Source organism: Acinetobacter sp. P1(2025) (genome assembly GCF_051390655.1).
Classification (GTDB): Bacteria; Pseudomonadota; Gammaproteobacteria; order Pseudomonadales; family Moraxellaceae; genus Acinetobacter; species Acinetobacter junii.
The window spans coordinates 46,488-66,017 of record NZ_JBPKBJ010000008.1 but is presented as its reverse complement, the minus strand read 5'-3'; the positions used below and the strand labels follow the sequence as shown (position 1 = coordinate 66,017).

Genomic DNA, 19,530 nt, shown 5'->3' with positions numbered 1-19,530 from the left:
GTTATTGATTTAGTAATTGTTGCTTTAATTTAGCATTAAATGGCTGGCTTCCAAACCAAATTTTAAAGTACTGATTGGCTTCAGTATCCGTGATTTTCCCAAGTGGTTTTTGATTTAAAGACAGTGAAAGTGTTTGATTAGAATGACTATATTTTAACGAGTACAGATCGCCTTTACGGACAGGCTTATATAAAGATGTAATTTTATTCAACGCAGAATTATCCGTAAAATTGCTGACATTTTTCTTGAGAAAATGGGTGGCTGCTCTTTTAAAAGCCCATTCTGGAATATCACGAGTGTACATGAAGTCGAGCTGTATATCTTGACTATCCCATTTTTGACCACAGTCACTAGCATAATAACTGACTGTACCAACATTCTTTTTAGTCACGATAATCGGCGCGTTTTTACAAAATTGAGTGCTTGCATGACTAAGATTTGTTGCGAGAGAGAGAAATAGTACACTTGAGAGCACTATGATTTTTCTGTGGTAAAACATAACAAATCCTCAGTTTTCAAATGTAGATCTAGGCTTATATAGACCGAGCTTAATAGGTATAGAAATTAAGGTTCCGTTCAACTTGCTGTATCTCATACCGTGCGAAAGCAAGATTTGTGTCGGTACGATCTAAAACAGCATAAAGGAAAAGCGTATGATTGGTTTCCAATGGCGTCACGATATGATATTGATCGCGCATCGTGACCAAGACACCTTCTAAGTAATCATTTGAATCAAGCTCAGCCATCAGTTGTCGTTGATAGCTGAGTAAATTTGCCCCTTCAGCAGCAGCTAAATCAATATTGAAAAATTCATCACCAAAGTATTCGAGAATCGAACCATCATAGGCATCGATCAGCGCTAGAACAATTAAACCCTTAATCCGTTTTAATTGTTTTGATAATAAATTGATTTCCATAATTTATTTTCTGCTTAAAGGGGGCTGAATTTTAAACTATTTTTTGAACGGTAAGATCATAGAATAACCACTTCCGACATATGGTAATGAGCGATATAAACCATTTGCTGGGTCCCAATAGTCTTGTTGGAAAATGATTTGATTTGAACCGTTTATTTTCATCTGAGTCACACCATATGAAGCCATAGATTTAGTTCGACCAAACATTTTAAAGTCATATGCCATATACCAATGAATATAAGCAGAGTCACGTTGATATGTGGCGCTCACAAGTTTAACCGTGACATTACTCACACGTTTATTCATGCCTTCAAAGTGTTTGATTAGGTCTTGTTTATTTGAAAATTGAGAAAGTGTGTCATTGATAAATAGACGATCTGCATATAATTCACTGGCATTTTTAACAAAATCTGGTGTACCTAAAGTATTAAAGGCATTCACAAAACGATTACCAATCATTTGTGCCTTTTCTTGATCGAGAGTCACACCTGTAATATTTTTATCTGCTTCACGATAATCAGGTGTATAACTTGGCACGCTTTTACATCCGACGAGCGAAATCAAGGTAAGTGTTGATATTGCTAGAGTTTTTAAGAGTGTCATATTTATCATCCAATTACATCCATATTTTGATGTTAGACGTGAAGGTGTGAATATGACGTGAACTTGAAAAACCATGCTTTTATAGCGATGAAACATAAAGAAACTTTTTTTAATTATTGAACAGTAATTTAAGATTTTTTTACTGTTAATTTTATTTAATTCAAAAATTAATTAGTCCTCAAAATTCGGTCTTGGCATGTTCATTGCTTAAATACAAATTATCTGGTCGGACCAGTCTGACAATGAAATAATTTGGAGCAACAATGAATTTAGAACTATTTAATCTTTTAAATGATGAGCAAGCATTTGAAGCATTAAAACCATGCGTTCATATTCCATCATGGATTGAAAGTATTGTTCTGCAACGACCTTTTGGTTCAGCTGAAGAACTATATCAAGCGGCTGCTTTACAAGCTCGAATATGGCAATGGTCAGAAATATTAGAAGCACTGGCACAACATCCACGAATTGGTGAAAAAAAAGCTGCCATGACATTATCGGAAAGAGAGCAGCAGTTTTCACAAAAAGAACAGGCTCAGCTTGGTGTAGATCAAGATATTCAACAAGCACTCTTTCAGGGCAATTTAGCTTACGAGCACAAATTTAGTCATATTTTTTTGATTCGAGCAGCAGGGCGTTCTGGTACAGAAATGTTAACAGAACTCAATCGACGTTTAGAAAATTCAGCTGAACAAGAGCAGCAAGAAGTTAAACAACAACTCAGTGAAATTGCATTAATTCGCTTAAAGCAGGAGATTCAATAATGGCAGGTATAAGTACACATATTCTAAATGCTGCATTGGGTAAACCTGCTGTAGGGGTTTCTGTTGAATTATTAAAGGAAACGTCGCAAGGCTATATTTCGATGGGTACGCAATTAACCGATGTAGATGGTCGTATTAAAGCTTTTAATCTTGATTCATTCACAACAGGCAATTATCAGCTCATTTTCCACACTGTCGATTACTTTCAATCTCTAGAGATTGAAAGCTTTTATCCAAAAGTTTGTATCGATTTTACAGTATTGGATATTCATCAGCACTATCACGTGCCTTTATTAATTAGTCCATTTTCCTATTCAACCTATCGCGGTAGTTAGGTACATCATGCATTAACAAAGAATTTTTATAGAGGAATATTACATGCACAACGATAAAATGCACAGTGAAGCTTGTGCAAGCGTATCTGCAGAACATCAATATTTAGGAATGAATAAAAACATCATTTATGCACTGCAACATGTGCTGACGATGTATGGTGGAATTATTGCACTACCTATCATTATTGGCGCTGCCGCAGGTTTAGAAGCCTCGGAAATAGGTTTGTTGGTTGCTGCTGCGCTTTTTGTTGGAGGCATAGCAACAATGTTACAAACATTGGGCTTTAAGCATTTCGGTGCAAAACTGCCGATTGTTCAAGGGTTATCTTTTGCTGGTGTTGCAACAATTTTGGCAATTGTCACCACAGGTGGAGGATTAGCTTCAGCATTTGGCGCAGTCATCGTTGCGTCATTGATTGGTTTATTACTAGCACCATTCTTTTCAAAAATTATTCGTTTTTTCCCTCCTGTGGTGACTGGCTGTGTAATTACGATGATTGGTATTTCTTTATTACCCGTTGCGATTCGTTGGATGATGGGGGGTAATCCCAAAGCTGAAAATTGGGGCGATCCAGCAAACATTGGCTTAGCTGCGATGACTTTAGCGATTGTCATTATTTTCAGTATGTTAAAAAGTCAGTTAATGCGTCGTCTGGCAATTTTAATGGCGATTGTATTAGGAACAATTATCGCTTCATTGGCTGGTTTTGCATATTTTTCCAAAGTTGCTAACGGTTCAATGTTCGCTTTTCCTCATATCTTTCATTTTGGAATGCCAGTATTTGAATTTACTGCCATTCTTTCTATGGTGATCGTAACTTTAGTTATTATGACTGAGACTACGGCGGACATTATCGCAATTGGTGAAATTGTTGGAAGCAAAGTTGATTCTAAACGGATTGGAGATGGTCTACGCGCTGATATGTTGTCCAGTGCAGTTGCCCCAATTTTTGGTTCGTTTATGCAAACCGCATTTGCACAAAATGTAGGCTTGGTTGCAATTACAGGAATCAAAAGTCGTTTTGTTGTAGCTACTGCTGGAGGGATTCTGGTAGTACTTGGCTTATTACCAATTGTTGGGCGGTTAGTCGCTGCTATTCCAATGCCAGTATTAGGTGGGGCAGGTATTGTATTGTTTGGCACAGTGGCCGCAAGTGGTATCCGCACATTGGCAAAAGTTGATTATAACGATCATAAAAATCTGATTATTGTCGCAACCTCATTGGCAATTGGAATGATTCCGATTGCAAACAATAAGTTCTACGCACAGTTTCCAAAATGGGTTAGTACACTATTACATTCTGGAATTAGCTCAGCATGTATCACTGCCATTTTGCTCAATATTTTATTTAATCATTTACCTTTCGCCAAAAAATCGGTCGAAACAACAACATTACCTATTAATTCTGGCCACTCATAGCTGTATAGAAGTGGCTTGATTTTCCAAATCCATCACACGTTTTAAACATCAACCATTAAAAAATTACTTATTCATTTTTGAATAGGTCTAGGGGAGCTTTGATTTGAGAAAAGATAAAACAGTACTCTAAATAACTTAGAAGTGATTTGTTATTGAGCTCTTAAAAATTTAGAAAAACACAATTAGAGTGCTTTCGATTGTCTAAAAAGAGAGTATATGTATGTTAAGTTAATTTTATTTCTAAATAATTTCTAAAATTAGGTTAGACTTTATCTGAATTTATAAACAACTATCTTGATTGAAAAAATAATGATGAAAAAAAGCCTATTAATTTTAACGTTAGCCATGTCTTCAGAAATTTATGCTGCTCAGATTTGTGCTAAATCAGCTAATTCTTTTGAAGCTACAGAATGTTTAGACAAAGAAGTAAAAAGGTTGAGGACTGAGCTAAATACAATCTATAAAAAAGTTTATAAACAAACTGAAGCTAAAAAAGAGCTAGATACAGCTCAGAAGTCTTGGTTTAATTATAAAGATCAGCAGTGTGGTGATTTTGTTAGTGTTGATAGTGGCTATAGTCCCTCAACGATGATTTTTAATCTTGATTGTCAGGTCACGCTGTTGAAACAGCGTATAGACTTTTTGAAGTCACTTTAATTTTATAATTCTGAAAATTAAAAATAGAAAAAAAAAGCCCCCATTGAAGGGGGGAGTTAAAACTTTATGTTATTAATCTAAAGGATTTCCCACAATATTGCTAATAATTCCTTGCATGATGTGCGAACCTTGTTCTGTATAGAGTGATTGATACCATTCTTGAGTCACTTTTTGATCTTTCATATGCGTTACATCACAACGCTTACGAGCACGTAATACCATTTCTTTGGTTCGGTCATTACGTTTGTTCTGGTATCGTTCTAGTGCATCACTTAGCCCAAAAGTATTTATTTACAAAGCACGTGCCAAGTAAATAGCATCTTCCATTGCTTGGCAACAACCTTGCCCAATGTCTGGGGTTGTACTGTGTGCTGCATCGCCAAGTAAAACGACACGACCTTTATAAAAACTCATAAAAGGTTCAATATCATGGATTTCAACGCGATTGGTTTTTTGCTCATCTAAACGATCAATCAGTTGATGCACAGGTGAACACCAATCTTTGAAATTTTTTTTCAGCTCAGTTCTATATTGATCACGTTGATTAGGTAGACCTGCTTCTATAAGCACATCAAAAAAGAAATAGAAACGATTTTGTGCTATAGGCATAAGTGAGACACGTTTTCCTTCACCGACATAGGTTGTCCATTGTTGTGCTGGTGCAATTTTTTCATCAATTTCAACGAGTCCATTCCAATTGACATAACCAGCATAACGTCGTTCAACTTGATTGCTGAGTACAAACTTACGCGTGATAGAGTGAGTGCCATCTGCACCAATCAATAGATCTGCTTTTATCTGGGAACCATCGGAAAAATGAATATTGACATATTCAGACTGATCTTCAATCTCGGTCATTCTCATGCCTAGTTTAATATTTTCTAAGCCAAATGTTTCCATGAGAAGTTGTTGTAAATCTGCACGCGCAACAGGGTAGGCACGTTGTCCAACTTCTTTATACAAAGGAGTTAAATCAAACTGAGTCATGGTTTGATTATTCAGGCCATCGATGTAGGCTAATGATTCCATTTGTCCGCCTAAAGTTTGAATTTGCTCAGTCAAACCAAGATAATTTAGACATTTTACGCCGTTCGACCAGAGTGATATCGCTGCTCCTACAGGTAATATTTCAGCTGCTTGTTCATAAATCGTGATCTGATGTCCAAATTTTTTTAAAGCGATACCAGCAGTTAAACCGCCCATACCTGCACCTACAATCGCAATATTCATTGTTCAGACCCTAGTATTCAAAATGATAAAATTTCTAATGAGTCTTAAGCGAGAATTGTGCCAATTTTATTTAGTGGTTTAACAGGTCATACCAGTTATTATGCACTATGAAGAAGCGGAAATAGGATGGGTGTTTTGATGTGGTTCAAAGTTTGAGTTAAAGTGGTGCATGGGTATTTTATCAAGACTCATGACGAGAAAAATAAACACCAGCACGTTGAGCAGCGCCAATAATATGTGCCTGCATTGCCTTTTCAGCCGCTAAAGCATCATGTTTAAAGAGTGCCTGTAAAATCGCATCATGTTCTTTAATGGTTTTAAATGCTAAATTTGGTTGAACAAAAGGAAGAATCTGACTTTTCTTAATCCATTCATTATGCATTTTAAGTGTTTGAATGATCGACTGATTATGACATAAATCAATGATATGTTGATGAAATGCATAATCAAATTCAGAAGCAGCTTGCCAATTTTGTTGCAAAATTGCATTTGAGAGCGCTTCATAGTGTTGTTTTAAAGTAGATTTATCTTGTTCAGTTAGATATTCACATGCCAGCAAGGCGCAAAATCCTTCAAGTACATAGCGTAGTTGATAGAAATCTTTTAGAGAAATGCGATGTTCACCTTCCCATTGTTTGGCTGCTTTACTATGCTTTGAAATGACATAAACACCTTTACCAGCCTTGATTTCTAACAAGCCTAAAGCAGCAAGGCGAGTTAAAGCTTCACGTAGAGAAGCGCGACTGATTCCTAACTGGGCAGCAAGATCACGTTGGGAAGGTAATGTAGAGTCAATTGCATAAGTACCTTCTTGAATACGTTGATGAATGATTTCCACAGCTTGCTCAGTCACCTGAGATGATTTTCCATTAAGCATTTCTTGTGGACTCATAAACATCGTTTCCGAAAAATAAAAATGAACAATTTGATTCTACACAAAATTCATAAATTTAAATTGCTTCAAAGCTAAAATAGATAATTATTTACAGCAGGTCAGACCAGTTGGACTGGATTTTGCATAACATGAACTATATGAAAATGTTTTTTAGGATTGATCAATGACGGTGCATATTGCCAAGGTAGTGACTTTGCCAGATAACTTACAGGGTTTAACCAATTTAGCTGATGCGCGCATCGGCGCGAGCATTATGTCTTGTTCAGATGAGTTTTTTGCAAGTGCGGAACGAATGCTACAACCAGAACCTGCAAAATTTATTGAAGGTAAGTTTGATAATCATGGCAAATGGATGGATGGCTGGGAAACACGCCGTAAGCGCGAAGCTGGTTATGATTGGTGTATTGTTCGCTTAGGTGTAACTGGAAAAATTTCAGGCTTTGATCTCGATACTTCTTTTTTCACAGGGAATTATCCTGCTTCTGCCTCAATAGAAGGGTGTTATGCACCTGATGATCAACTGGAAAATATTACTTGGATCCCACTGTTAGAAAACTCGGTTTTGTCTCCTGATCATCATCATTTTTTTAGCTGCGAAGCACATAAAATCACTCATATTCGACTTAACATTTTCCCTGATGGTGGTGTTGCTCGTTTACGTGTTTACGGAAATGTCCTACTGGAAAATATAGATTCAACCCAACAAATTGACCTGATTGGTTTGAAAAATGGTGGACGTATTGTTGCATTTAGTGATGCACATTACGGGCATCCGAATAACTTACTCAGCCCAGATCGTGGCATTAATATGGGCGATGGTTGGGAAACCAAGCGCCGCCGTGAGCCTGGTTTTGATTGGTGTGTTATTGCGTTAGGACAAACTGGGCATGTAGAAAAAATAGAAGTTGATACAGCACATTTTAAAGGAAATTTTCCTGCATTTTGTTCAATCCAAGCCGCTTATGTTGAGGATGCAACAGATGCACAGTTGATTCCTCAAAGTATGTTTTGGTCTTACTTATTAGAACAGCAACCTTTATCAATGGACGCGATTCACTCATATATAGCTGAAATCTTGCAGCATCAAAAAGTGAACTATATTCGTGTCAATATGATTCCTGATGGTGGAATCAGTCGCATTCGTTTGTGGGGGAAAATCACAGAATGAAATTGTTTCTTCAGTAATGAGCAAGGTCATATAAGTTTTGATAAAACAGATCATGTTTGAATTCGTATTTGCTTACTTTTGAAAGATCAAAAGTAACAAAAATCTTTTGTTAGGCTGATGGCACATCCTGAGCAAAACCAAAGTACTGCTTGGGTTGCAGCGCAAGACAGCCTAACGGGCGGCATCCATGCCGCCTAGCTCGATAGCAAATGTTCATTATGCATTGGATTAGAAAAGAATAATCTACGAAGTTTCGTTCTGCTAAAATAAAGTGAAGTTCAATATATGAGAAAAAACATCCAAATTCAGCCTTTAACTCAAGAGAGTTTCTCCGCTTTTGGTGATGTGATTGAAAAAGAAAATCATGATTTTTTTGCGATTAACCAAGGTTTAACTCAGCGCTATCATGCATTATCAGTTGCTCAAATTAGTGGCGATAATACCGCTGTTGGTATGAGTATTTTTCATAATTTATGCGCAAGAGGGATTCCGTTTAAAATAGACATGCTTGAACGTCATCCTCACGGTTCACAATCCTTCATTCCATTACAACAACAAAAATTTATCATCATCGTAGCGCTACCTTTGAATCACTCACAACCAGATGAACAGCAAATCTTTGCCTTTTTAAGTAATGGTAAGCAGGGGGTTACCTATCATCAAGGGGCTTGGCATCATCCATTAATTACCTTAGAAGCTAAAAGTGATTTTGTAGTGGTGGATCGTATTGGAGGTGGACAAAATTGTGATGTTCATCCTTTGGTTGTATCACGATGGGTTGTTGAATCATGATTAAGGGAAATGGATTCTGGGTATTTCTAGCGTAATTTTTTATTGATTTTTTTAATTCATCTTTTTTGTTATTCTTAGTGCATTGAAAATATGTATAGAACAACAGAACTATTAATTTTATATGTCTAAAAACCGTTATGTATCTCCTGAAGCACTTGAGCAACAAACTAAACAAAAAAAGCAGAATAAAATATTATTCATTCTTTTATTTATTTTATTTATCCCACCACTAGTTTTATTTCCTGCATATCCTAAAAACCAATGGCAATACGATATTTATCGCTATATTACTAATGAGATGCTTGTTATCATCGGAACAGAAGGTCCATTGCCATTTTTTACTATTCTTTCAAGTGTTTATACTACTTTTATTTTGCTTGTTTTTAGCTGTTACTTTTGTTTTGTATTTTATAAAAAAATTGGAATAAACGATGAATTTCAAGTGTTCTTCTTTAGTAAGTTTTTTCAGATTGAATTTGAGTCTTCCAAAAAGTATCCATTTCTTGAAAAACCTATAATAAAAGAAATTATTGTTTCATTAATCTTTGTAGGTTGTTTCTTTCTTGCACTTTATCATTTTGTTGCTTTTGAAAATATTACATTACATGATGGTAGTCATCGAGGTGCTTTAATTCAATTGAGTTATAATTTTAAAATTGGAGTGTTAATTTGGGAGTCTTGTCTTAATCTACTTTTGATTTTTCCAATATTTTATTTTTTATTTTTGATTATTTATCTAATTAATTACTTTGTTAGAGGGTTAGGCTCAGGAAAAATTATTCTTACTCAGAAGACAGGAGCAAAGCCAAAGAGAAGAGGTAAAAGAAAAAATTAGACTAATTCTGGAAGCTTAAAATTCACATGATTCATTTAACTAAATTTTTAGTGTCTATATCATCAAATTATCAATAAATAACGGTTAAATCTTTTTTAGATGAATTGATATAATTTGAGAAAAGTCTTTTGATATATAAGCTTATAAACTCTCGCAAGGATGATGTCTATACCAGTGCTCCGCAATCTGTTGACGAGTACAAATCCATACCCGATCTTGATTTTGCACATAATCCAAAAAGCGCTGTAGTGCTTTAAAACGAGCAGGGCGACCTAATATTCGACAATGCATCCCGATAGATAGCATTTTCGGTGATGTCGTTCCTTCAGCATACAACACATCAAAAGCATCTTTTAAATACTCAAAAAAATCTTCACTACGATTAAAACCAGTCGGAGAAGCGAACTTCATATCATTCGTATCAAGTGTATATGGAATAATCAGATGTGGACGAGTTTCACCATTCTCTTTCGATAGTGTTGTCCAAAAAGGTAGATCATCTCCATAATAATCACTGTCATATTGAATCTGATCATAATCAGCCAAGAGTTGACGCGTATTGGGGCTATCACGCCCTGTATACCAACCTGTTGGATATTTCCCAAATAAATTTTTTAAAATTTGCATGGCTTCAGCCATATGTGCTTTCTCAGTTTCAATATCTACATTTTGATAATGAATCCAACGTAAACCATGCGAAACAACGTCATAGTGATTTTGTTTGATTGCTTCAACCACTAAAGGATTTCGTTGTAATGCCATCGCAACAGCAAAAATCGTCATAGGTAAATGACGTTTAGCAAACTCCTGTTGAATTCGCCAAAACCCGACACGTGAACCATACTCGTAGATTGAATCCATCGAAAGATGACGAGCAGGATAACTATCAGCTCCACTGATTTCAGAGAGGAACTGCTCTGAACCATCATCACCATGCAAAATGTGTCTTTCTCCACCTTCTTCATAATTCAATACAAACTGAACGGCAATTTTGGCTTTATTTGGCCACTGAGCATGTGGAGGATGATTGGCATAACCTAGCATATCTCGAGGATAATCATGGGTGACATGGTTAGTTTGATCTATGAGTGTCATGGGTTTGCCTAAGAAGATAGAAATGTGAAACTTCTCATTAAATTACTTGATGAATTGTTTGGGTGTCAAACAATAAAGTAATATAAATCAAATGTTTGTGTGTTTTATTTTGGTGCGTTAATCGAGTTTATTTACTGAATAATCTCAATCATGCGCAATTTTAGTGCTTCCATGTGTTCAATGATTTGATTCATCATAATTTGTGATATTCGTGAGAGTTGCTGTTTTGGTGCAATACACAAGGCAAGGGTTATTGGATGTAGTCCATTTTCGTGAATCGTTCTGAACTCAAATTCACCATTTTCAATAAAAGCATAGGCATCTAGATAACTCATGATACCAATGCCTAGATTATTTCTAAGCAATGACAGCATCATACGAATATCATTGCATTCAATTTGATGGGGTGGATTAAAATCATGTTTTTTATATAAAGCTATCACATGATCATGAATAATCAGTGGTGCGGCAGCGATAATATGGTTGAATTCCAATGTATCGGAGAAATAGATTTTTTCTTTATTTGCTAAGGGATGTTGTTTGGGAATGACGAAACCAAGTGGCATTTCAATAAAAGAGCTGACTTGCAATTGATGCTGATGTTTCGGATTGAGGATTAAACCAAAATCGAGTTCTGCGTTAATTACGAGTTCAGCAACATAGTCGCTATCTAATACGCGAATATTGAAATTAATCCAAGGATAATCTTGATGAATGGATTGAATAACATCCGTGATAAACTTTCACTGAGCGCGGAAATGACACCAAAATCAATTGAACCACGCTGTAAGCCTTGGATTTCATTCAAACGTTTTTGTGTTATTTGAAAATCTTTTTGCCAACTTCGCAAATCTGCATATAGCAACTCACCAGCCAAGGTCAGTTTTAAGCCATTCCGCAGACGTTCAAATAGAGCTACACCAAGTTCTTCTTCAGCCAAAACGATTTGACGATGTACCGCTGATACTGAAATAAAAAGCTGATCTGCTGCTTTTCTTAAACTACCTGTTTTGGCGACTGCAATAAAATATTCAGCGAAGCGAGAAAAGGGTAATGCCATTACTTGTACGTTTTATAAAAATAAGTATTTATACAAAAGCAATTTTAGTGCTGTTACTGTTCTAATTTTTAGAATGAATGATCAAATTCATTCTAATAGACGAAAAAAATGTTCTGTTCCACACTGCATTTAAGCCATATAGATCCGTGATCTTTAGTAGAAAGAGAACAAAACATGAATGCAATTCCTTCAATCAATCTTCCAAATAAACCTTGTCACAGTCAGTTTGACGATCAGGATTGGCACATATTGGCTCAACATTGGTATCCCGTAGCACGAGTTGAAGATGTAACGACTAAGCCACAGCAAGTCACGTTGCTTGATCTGAATATGGCAATTTATAAAACGGAGTCAGGCAACATTCATTTAGTTCGTGATATTTGTCCACATCGAGGTGTACCGTTAAGCAAGGGTTGGGTTGAAGGCGAAACGATTATTTGTCCTTATCATGGTTTACATTTCAATGAGCAAGGTAAATGCACAAAAATTCCTGCGCAGCCCGATTTAACCAAAATTTCTGATCGTTTTTCCTTAACCAAATTTCCAGTAGTTATAAAATATGGTTTGGTATGGACGAGCATTTTAGGCAGAGATGAAAGCTTGGCAAATTTCCCAGTACTAGATACATGGGATACAGAAGAACACCAAGCAATTCTACCTCCATATGTGGATATTGCTGGTTCGAGTGGTCGTCAATTAGAGGGCTTTATTGATGTGGCACATTTTGCTTGGGTGCATCATGAAGCGTTTGCTGACCGTGAAAATCCAGTTGTTCCGAAATATTTAACTGAACGCACCGATTATGGGTTACATACGGAATATGTCAGTAACGTCAGTAATTACCCGCATGGGATGCAACATTTAGCGCCTGATGATTTTCCTTGGGAGCGGATTTTTGATGTTTATCCACCATTCTCAGCAGTATTGACGATTCATTTTCCAAATGATGGTGTACTAAAAATTTTAAATGCCTGTTGCCCAATCTCACATAACAAAACTCGGTTGTTTGTACCACTGACACGTAACTTTGATACTACTGGGGATTTGCAAGCTGTTTATGACTTTAATGCACAAATTTTTGCAGAAGATCAGGAAATGGTAGAGTCTCAAAAACCTGAAGAGTTACCTGTAGATATTACAATGGAAGCACATTTTGAAGCAGATCGCTCTTCGACCATGTATCGCCGTATATTGGCAGATTGGGGGTTGAGTAAGCGTTATACAGTTTAGGGTTATACAAGTTTAGAATTTTGAAAAACCAAGCAAATGAAATTCAACATTAATTTAATTTTAGAAGTTTAATTGTATAAGCTTGTATATACAAATTGGCGATAATCTATATACAATAGCTCAAAGTATTGTGTATGAGTTTTAGTCAATGTCAAGAACATCCAAGCAAACTGATTTGGATTTATCACTCGGGGAAGACAGTCCTGTACCTTTGTACTTGCGAGTGAAACAAATGATTTCACAGAAAATCTACGAAGGCACATGGACAGTCAATAAAAAGATTCCATCCGAAAGTGAATTAGTCAACTTGCTTGGTTGTAGTCGTATGACAGTTAATCGTGCGTTGCGTGAGTTGACCAGTGAGGGCTTGCTGGTACGCATACAAGGTGTAGGTTCATTTGTTGCAGAAGGACAAGGACGCACAGCTTTATTTCATGTGAATAATATTGCCGAAGAGATTATCGCTCGAAATCATAAACATCGTGCAGAAGTATTGGTGTTGGAACAAATTCAAGCCAACACAGAGCAAAGCGTATTAATGCAGATGCGTGAGGGACAAAAGCTATTTCATTCGATTATTGTGCATTATGAAAATGATGTGCCTGTACAAATAGAAGATCGTTTAGTTGATCCAGTGTTGATACCTGATTATTTAGCTCAAGATTTTACAGCGATTACGCCAAATGCTTATTTGATGTCAAAGGCACCTGTGACTGAGGGTGAGCATGTGGTTACGGCGATTTTAGCATCGGCTCAAGAATGTAAATGGTTGAAGATTAATAAGACAGAACCTTGCCTATTGATTCGCCGTCGCACATGGTCAAATAAACAACTGATTTCAAGTGCACGTTTGATTTATCCGGGCAGTCGTTATTATTTGGAAGGTAAATTTACGCAATGATTCAGCATCTAAGCTCAGCAGATTATAAATGCATGCTGTGGAAAAATGGTGCAGGCTATACAATTGAACTTGCTCGGAGTGAAGGGAGTAGCCTTGAGTTATTTGATTGGCGTATTTCCATGGCGGACGTCAAAACGTCTGGTTCGTTTTCCAAATTTGATGGTATGCAACGCTATTTGACGGTTTTGGAAGGTCAAGATATTTTGCTGAATATTGATCATCAAGTGAAGCATTTACAATATCTGGAATCGATAAAGTTCAGTGGAGACAGTCAGGTTAGTTGTGAATTGCCCAATGGAAAGATTCGAGACTTTAATCTGATATATGATGCTAAAAAATTTCATGCAGATTATGAATGGATGTTCGAGTCTGCTGCTTCTGAAATAAAGAGTTCTGCTGATTTAATTTTTGTTTTTAATCAAAGTTTAGAACCTTTAGAAATTAAAATAAATGAATCTATTTTCTATCTGGAGCATCAAGAAAGTTTAATCATAAAAGATCGGAATTACTTGAAAAGTATTTCTTTTGGTAAGCAGGATAAAAAACAAGTTTGTGCGATTCGACTCACAAAAATTTAAATAATTAACACTTTTTTGAAACCCATACAATTTTTAGTTGTATGGGTTTTTTATGGTCTTAATAAAAATAAATCAATTTATTTCATATGTTTAAAATTTATTTTCATAAATGGAATGAAATGCATCTTTTCAAGATAAAAGATTTGTGTAGTATATGGATGTATATACAAGTTAATACATTGCTATACGTTAAAAGCAGTTTAATTTGCGGTTCAAATCTCAAAGGAAGGAGTCCGATTGTGACTACAATGACAACAAAATTTCGTGACGAAGAAATTCGCGCACCACGTGGTACACAACTGAATGCAAAAAGTTGGTTAACTGAAGCGCCGTTACGCATGCTGATGAATAATCTTGACCCTGATGTGGCAGAAAATCCAAAAGAACTCGTTGTTTATGGTGGGATCGGTCGTGCTGCACGTAACTGGGAATGCTTTGATAAAATTGTTGAAACTTTAAAAAACTTAGAAGCGGATGAAACCTTGTTGGTTCAATCAGGTAAACCTGTTGGTGTATTCAAAACCCATAAAGATGCGCCACGTGTTTTGATCGCAAACTCGAACTTAGTTCCACATTGGGCGAATTGGGAACACTTCAATGAGCTAGATGCAAAAGGTTTGGCAATGTACGGTCAAATGACAGCAGGTTCTTGGATCTACATTGGTAGCCAAGGCATTGTACAAGGTACATATGAAACTTTTGTTGAAGCAGGTCGTCAACATTACAACGGTGATTTAAAAGGTCGTTGGGTACTGACTGCTGGTTTAGGTGGTATGGGCGGTGCTCAACCATTAGCAGCAACATTGGCTGGTGCATGTTCATTAAATATCGAATGCCAACAAACCAGTATCGATTTCCGTTTACGCACACGTTATGTTGATGAACAAGCGACTGATTTGGATGATGCATTAGCACGTATTGAAAAATACACCAAAGAAGGTAAAGCTGTTTCGATTGCATTACATGGTAACGCAGCTGAAATTTTACCTGAATTAGTTCGTCGCGGTGTACGTCCTGATATGGTCACTGACCAAACGAGTGCACATGATCCACTTAATGGTTATTTGCCAGTGGGTTGGACATGGGAAGAATACCGTGAGCGTGCTAAAACTGAACCAGAAGTTGTGGTGAAAGCCGCTAAACAATCTATGGCAAAGCATGTTCAAGCGATGCTTGATTTCCAAAAAATGGGTGTGCCAACATTTGACTATGGCAACAACATTCGTCAAATGGCACAAGAAGAAGGTGTTGCGAACGCTTTTGATTTCCCAGGTTTCGTACCTGCTTATATTCGTCCATTGTTCTGTCGTGGCGTAGGACCATTCCGTTGGGTGGCACTTTCAGGTGATCCAGAAGATATCTATAAAACTGATGCAAAAGTAAAAGAGTTAATCCCTGATGATGAACATTTGCATCGTTGGTTGGATATGGCTCGTGAACGTATTAGCTTCCAAGGCCTACCAGCACGTATTTGTTGGGTCGGTTTAGGTTTACGTGCCAAACTTGGTTTAGCTTTTAATGAAATGGTTCGCAGTGGTGAGCTTTCAGCGCCGATCGTCATTGGGCGTGATCATTTAGATTCAGGTTCAGTATCAAGTCCGAATCGTGAAACAGAAGCAATGCAAGATGGTTCAGATGCAGTATCAGATTGGCCATTATTAAATGCGCTCTTGAATACAGCAGGTGGTGCAACTTGGGTTTCTTTACATCACGGTGGTGGTGTTGGTATGGGCTTCTCTCAACATTCAGGTGTTGTGATTGTATGTGATGGTACAGATGAAGCGGCAGCACGTATTGCTCGTGTATTAACCAATGATCCTGCAACAGGAGTGATGCGTCACGCTGACGCAGGCTATGACATTGCGATCGAGTGCGCTAAAGAGCAAGGTTTGAACTTGCCTATGATTACGCAGTAAACAGACAACAACATTACGATGCTTTTTGCAATTGTGTAAGCAGCATCGTAAGCGAACAATACAATGCAAAACAGGACGCCAACGATGGAACTTTTAATTCAACCCGGCAAACTTACCTTAGCAGATCTTCGTCATGCCTACCTAAATCCAATTAAAGTCAAACTTGATGACAGTGCATCAGCAGGCATTAATGCCAGTGTTGCATGTGTCGAAAAAATAGTGAATGAAGGCCGTACCGCTTACGGGATTAACACAGGTTTTGGCCTGCTCGCTTCAACTAAAATTGCACCAGAAGATTTAGAACAATTACAACGTTCACTGGTACTTTCTCATGCAGCAGGTGTTGGTGAACCATTAGATGATGCGATGGTTCGTTTAATCATGTTGCTCAAAGCAAACAGCTTGGCACGTGGTTTCTCAGGTATTCGCCGTAAAGTGATTGATGCCATTCTTGCGTTGATCAATGCGGAAGTGTATCCACATATTCCACTTAAAGGATCGGTAGGTGCATCTGGAGATTTAGCACCATTAGCACATATGTCTTTAGTGTTATTAGGTGAGGGTAAAGCTCGCCATAAAGGTGAATGGCTTTCAGCTGTTGATGCATTGAAAGTTGCTGGCTTAGAACCTATTTCCCTAGCGGCTAAAGAAGGCTTGGCGCTGTTAAATGGTACACAAGTTTCAACAGCATATGCATTGCGCGGTTTATTTGAAGCAGAAGATTTATTTGCTGCTGCTACGGTTTGTGGTGGTCTAAGTGTAGAAGCGATGTTGGGTTCACGTGCGCCATTTGATGCTCGTATCCATGAGGTGCGTGGTCAACGTGGTCAAATAGATGTTGCTGCGGCTTATCGTGACTTACTCACTGATTCAAGTGAAATTGCACATTCGCATGAAGATTGCAGCAAAGTTCAAGACCCATATTCATTACGTTGCCAACCGCAAGTGATGGGTGCCTGTTTGACTCAAATTCGTCAGGCAGCGGAAGTATTGGAAATTGAATCAAATGCAGTATCAGATAATCCACTGGTTTTCGCAGCTGAAGGCGATGTGATCTCAGGTGGCAATTTCCATGCTGAGCCTGTGGCGATGGCGGCAGATAATTTGGCACTGGCAATTGCAGAAATTGGTTCACTGTCTGAACGCCGTATTTCGATGATGATGGATCGTCATATGTCACAACTTCCACCATTTTTAGTCGCTAATGGTGGTGTCAATTCTGGATTTATGATCGCTCAAGTGACTGCCGCAGCATTGGCAAGTGACAACAAAGCTTTAGCACATCCTGCAAGTGTGGATAGTTTGCCAACTTCAGCAAACCAAGAAGACCATGTTTCTATGGCACCAAATGCTGGTAAGCGCTTGTGGTATATGGCAGATAACGTTCGTGGCATTCTTGCAGTGGAATGGTTGGGTGCTTGTCAGGGGCTTGATTTCCGTGAAGGTTTAAAAAGCTCTCCAAAGCTTGAACGTGCTCGAAAAATATTGCGCGACCAAGTTCCTTACTACAGTGAAGATCGTTTCTTCGCTCCTGATATTGAACAGGCAAGTGAATTACTCGCTAGTGGCTGTTTGAATGAGCTCATCCTCCCAAATCTTTTGCCTAGTCTATCAAACGCTTAATCAAGATAACGGTCACATGGAGTGACCGACTCTAACTATATTTCCTCAAGGATTGGAGATAATAATGTCACAACACTCCACTTTACAGCGGGGATTAAACACCCGCCACATCCGTTTCTTAGCATTAGGTTCAGCGATAGGAACGGGACTTTTTTACGGTTCAGCAACAGCCATTAAAATGGCAGGTCCATCTGTTTTGCTCGCATATATCGTTGCAGGGATCGCAATATATATCGTGATGCGTGCATTAGGCGAGATGGCTGTTCAAAATCCAGTTTCAGGCTCTTTCAGTCACTATGCTTCACAGTACATTGGACCACTTGCAGGTTTTACCACAGGTTGGACTTATGTATTTGAAATGATCATTGTTGCGCTGGCTGATGTGACTGCGTTTGGAATCTATATGGGCTTCTGGTATCCAGATGTTCCTCGATGGATTTGGATTCTGTCACTGATCATGTTCTTAGGTGCAATTAACCTCATTCATGTCAAAGTTTTTGGCGAGCTAGAGTTCTGGCTTTCAATCGTAAAAGTGACCGCGATTGTTGCCATGATTTTGGGTGGCTTAGGGCTGATGATTTATGGTTTCAATGCCGATCAAGCAGGTTTCACAACAGGTATTCAAAACTTATGGATTCATGAAGGCTTTATGCCAAATGGTATTGCGGGTTTGATTGCTTGTTTATCTGTCGTTGTATTTGCTTTCGGTGGTATTGAAATTATTGGGATCACTGCTGGTGAATCTAAAGATCCAAAGACCTCTATTCCTAAAGCAATTAACGCTGTTCCAGTACGTATCTTATTGTTTTATGTGCTAACAATTTTTGTTTTGATGTCGATTTTCCCTTGGAATCAAATAGGTAGCCAAGGTAGTCCATTTGTACAAATTTTTGAGAATTTAGGAATCGGATCGGCTGCAACAATTTTGAATATTGTCGTCATCACTGCTGCGGTATCAGCGATTAATAGTGATGTATTTGGTGCGGGACGTATGCTGTTTGGTATGTCGAGTCGTGGACAAGCACCGCAAGTGTTTCAAAAAATCTCTAAAAATGGTGTGCCATGGATGACTGTCGTTGTTATGGCTGGAGTCTTACTTATCGGTGTGCTTCTCAACTATTTAATTCCAGAAAATGTATTCCTTATCATTGCATCAATCGCAACATTTGCAACGGTTTGGGTATGGTTGATGATCTTACTTTCACAAGTTGCGATGCGTCGTAAGATGTCGAAAGAACAGATTAAAGCACTAGATTTCCCTGTGATTGGTTGGCCGTATGCTCCTGCATTTGCGATTGCATTCATGTTGTTTATCTTGGCAATGATGGGTTATTTCCCTGACTCAAGACCTGCATTATATGTCGGTATTACATGGTTGGTTTTACTGTGTATTGCATACAACATTTGGGTTAAACCAAAACAAGATGCGATCAAGGTTGATCAGGATTTACCACAAAATTTCAAAATGGAAAGCTAATAACCTAACTGTTCAAGAGCGTATAGCTCTTGAA

The 19,530-nt window shown here is 37.7% G+C and carries 18 protein-coding genes and 2 pseudogenes; 13 read left to right on the top strand and 7 right to left on the bottom strand.

What is annotated here, in order from left to right; translation table 11 throughout:
* Position 1: 1 nt before the first annotated feature.
* The 3 genes from ACSC97_RS03690 to ACSC97_RS03680 are packed head-to-tail and all read right to left on the bottom strand — an operon-like array spanning position 2 to position 1,520.
* Positions 2–499, bottom strand: a complete 498-nt coding sequence (locus ACSC97_RS03690) for a chalcone isomerase family protein (protein ID WP_004953474.1) — start codon at positions 497–499, stop codon at positions 2–4.
* A 49-nt stretch (positions 500–548) separates the two neighbouring features.
* Complete coding sequence (locus ACSC97_RS03685; RefSeq protein WP_004959297.1) at positions 549–917, bottom strand: roadblock/LC7 domain-containing protein; 369 nt, start codon at positions 915–917, stop codon at positions 549–551.
* Positions 918–953: 36 nt separating this feature from the next.
* Positions 954–1,520 (bottom strand): nuclear transport factor 2 family protein, encoded by a 567-nt coding sequence (locus tag ACSC97_RS03680; RefSeq protein WP_436659375.1) that lies wholly within the window; start codon positions 1,518–1,520, stop codon positions 954–956.
* A 263-nt stretch (positions 1,521–1,783) separates the two neighbouring features.
* Here ACSC97_RS03680 and uraD point away from each other — a divergent pair, with 263 nt between their 5' ends.
* The 4 genes from uraD to ACSC97_RS03660 all read left to right on the top strand — a co-directional run bounded on the left by uraD (position 1,784) and on the right by ACSC97_RS03660 (position 4,696).
* A complete protein-coding gene (gene uraD / locus ACSC97_RS03675; RefSeq protein WP_436659373.1) occupies positions 1,784–2,284 on the top strand; it encodes a 2-oxo-4-hydroxy-4-carboxy-5-ureidoimidazoline decarboxylase in 501 nt (166 codons plus the stop codon).
* Positions 2,284–2,619 carry a hydroxyisourate hydrolase gene (uraH, locus tag ACSC97_RS03670; protein ID WP_112986130.1) on the top strand — a complete coding sequence of 112 codons (336 nt, stop codon included), beginning with the start codon at positions 2,284–2,286 and terminating at the stop codon, positions 2,617–2,619. Before uraD ends, uraH begins: the two co-directional genes overlap by 1 nt.
* Before the next feature lie 43 nt (positions 2,620–2,662).
* Positions 2,663–4,039, top strand: a complete 1,377-nt coding sequence (locus tag ACSC97_RS03665) for a nucleobase:cation symporter-2 family protein (protein WP_436659370.1) — start codon at positions 2,663–2,665, stop codon at positions 4,037–4,039.
* Positions 4,040–4,348: 309 nt separating this feature from the next.
* The gene (locus ACSC97_RS03660) at positions 4,349–4,696 is read left to right on the top strand and encodes a lysozyme inhibitor LprI family protein (RefSeq protein ID WP_004959262.1); all 348 of its coding nucleotides are present in this window, start codon (positions 4,349–4,351) and stop codon (positions 4,694–4,696) included.
* A 72-nt stretch (positions 4,697–4,768) separates the two neighbouring features.
* Here ACSC97_RS03660 and hpxO read toward each other — a convergent pair.
* Positions 4,769–5,926 (bottom strand): annotated as a pseudogene (hpxO, locus tag ACSC97_RS03655) (FAD-dependent urate hydroxylase HpxO).
* 181 nt (positions 5,927–6,107) lie between these two features.
* Positions 6,108–6,818 (bottom strand): FadR/GntR family transcriptional regulator, encoded by a 711-nt coding sequence (locus ACSC97_RS03650; RefSeq protein WP_436659368.1) that lies wholly within the window; start codon positions 6,816–6,818, stop codon positions 6,108–6,110.
* A gap of 166 nt (positions 6,819–6,984) precedes the next feature.
* On the opposite strand from ACSC97_RS03650, the gene alc reads away from it, so the two are divergent.
* The 3 genes from alc to ACSC97_RS03635 all read left to right on the top strand — a co-directional run bounded on the left by alc (position 6,985) and on the right by ACSC97_RS03635 (position 9,616).
* On the top strand, positions 6,985–7,989 hold the full coding sequence (alc, locus tag ACSC97_RS03645; protein ID WP_436659366.1) for an allantoicase: 1,005 nt from the start codon (positions 6,985–6,987) through the stop codon (positions 7,987–7,989).
* 285 nt (positions 7,990–8,274) lie between these two features.
* On the top strand, positions 8,275–8,781 hold the full coding sequence (locus tag ACSC97_RS03640; protein WP_436659364.1) for an ureidoglycolate lyase: 507 nt from the start codon (positions 8,275–8,277) through the stop codon (positions 8,779–8,781).
* A gap of 121 nt (positions 8,782–8,902) precedes the next feature.
* The gene (locus tag ACSC97_RS03635) at positions 8,903–9,616 is read left to right on the top strand and encodes a hypothetical protein (protein WP_436659362.1); all 714 of its coding nucleotides are present in this window, start codon (positions 8,903–8,905) and stop codon (positions 9,614–9,616) included.
* A 141-nt stretch (positions 9,617–9,757) separates the two neighbouring features.
* Here the strand turns inward: ACSC97_RS03635 and puuE are convergent, their stop codons facing one another.
* Both puuE and ACSC97_RS03625 read right to left on the bottom strand, forming a co-directional pair.
* Positions 9,758–10,711: an allantoinase PuuE gene (puuE, locus tag ACSC97_RS03630; RefSeq protein ID WP_436659360.1), complete on the bottom strand. Its 954-nt coding sequence runs from the start codon at positions 10,709–10,711 to the stop codon at positions 9,758–9,760.
* A 131-nt stretch (positions 10,712–10,842) separates the two neighbouring features.
* Positions 10,843–11,771, bottom strand: a pseudogene (locus ACSC97_RS03625) (LysR family transcriptional regulator).
* A 174-nt stretch (positions 11,772–11,945) separates the two neighbouring features.
* On the opposite strand from ACSC97_RS03625, the gene ACSC97_RS03620 reads away from it, so the two are divergent.
* The 6 genes from ACSC97_RS03620 (at position 11,946) to ACSC97_RS03595 (ending at position 19,496) form a co-directional block, all read left to right on the top strand.
* Positions 11,946–13,001, top strand: a complete 1,056-nt coding sequence (locus ACSC97_RS03620; RefSeq protein ID WP_436659358.1) for a Rieske 2Fe-2S domain-containing protein — start codon at positions 11,946–11,948, stop codon at positions 12,999–13,001.
* Positions 13,002–13,149: 148 nt separating this feature from the next.
* The gene (gene hutC / locus ACSC97_RS03615; RefSeq protein WP_039047261.1) at positions 13,150–13,902 is read left to right on the top strand and encodes a histidine utilization repressor; all 753 of its coding nucleotides are present in this window, start codon (positions 13,150–13,152) and stop codon (positions 13,900–13,902) included.
* Positions 13,899–14,480 (top strand): HutD/Ves family protein, encoded by a 582-nt coding sequence (locus ACSC97_RS03610; protein ID WP_378222235.1) that lies wholly within the window; start codon positions 13,899–13,901, stop codon positions 14,478–14,480. Before hutC ends, ACSC97_RS03610 begins: the two co-directional genes overlap by 4 nt.
* A 248-nt stretch (positions 14,481–14,728) precedes the next feature.
* On the top strand, positions 14,729–16,396 hold the full coding sequence (gene hutU / locus ACSC97_RS03605; protein WP_436659394.1) for a urocanate hydratase: 1,668 nt from the start codon (positions 14,729–14,731) through the stop codon (positions 16,394–16,396).
* Between the two features lie 84 nt (positions 16,397–16,480).
* On the top strand, positions 16,481–18,019 hold the full coding sequence (gene hutH, locus ACSC97_RS03600; protein WP_436659354.1) for a histidine ammonia-lyase: 1,539 nt from the start codon (positions 16,481–16,483) through the stop codon (positions 18,017–18,019).
* Positions 18,020–18,083: 64 nt separating this feature from the next.
* Positions 18,084–19,496 carry an amino acid permease gene (locus ACSC97_RS03595; protein WP_042892891.1) on the top strand — a complete coding sequence of 471 codons (1,413 nt, stop codon included), beginning with the start codon at positions 18,084–18,086 and terminating at the stop codon, positions 19,494–19,496.
* Positions 19,497–19,530 lie beyond the last annotated feature (34 nt).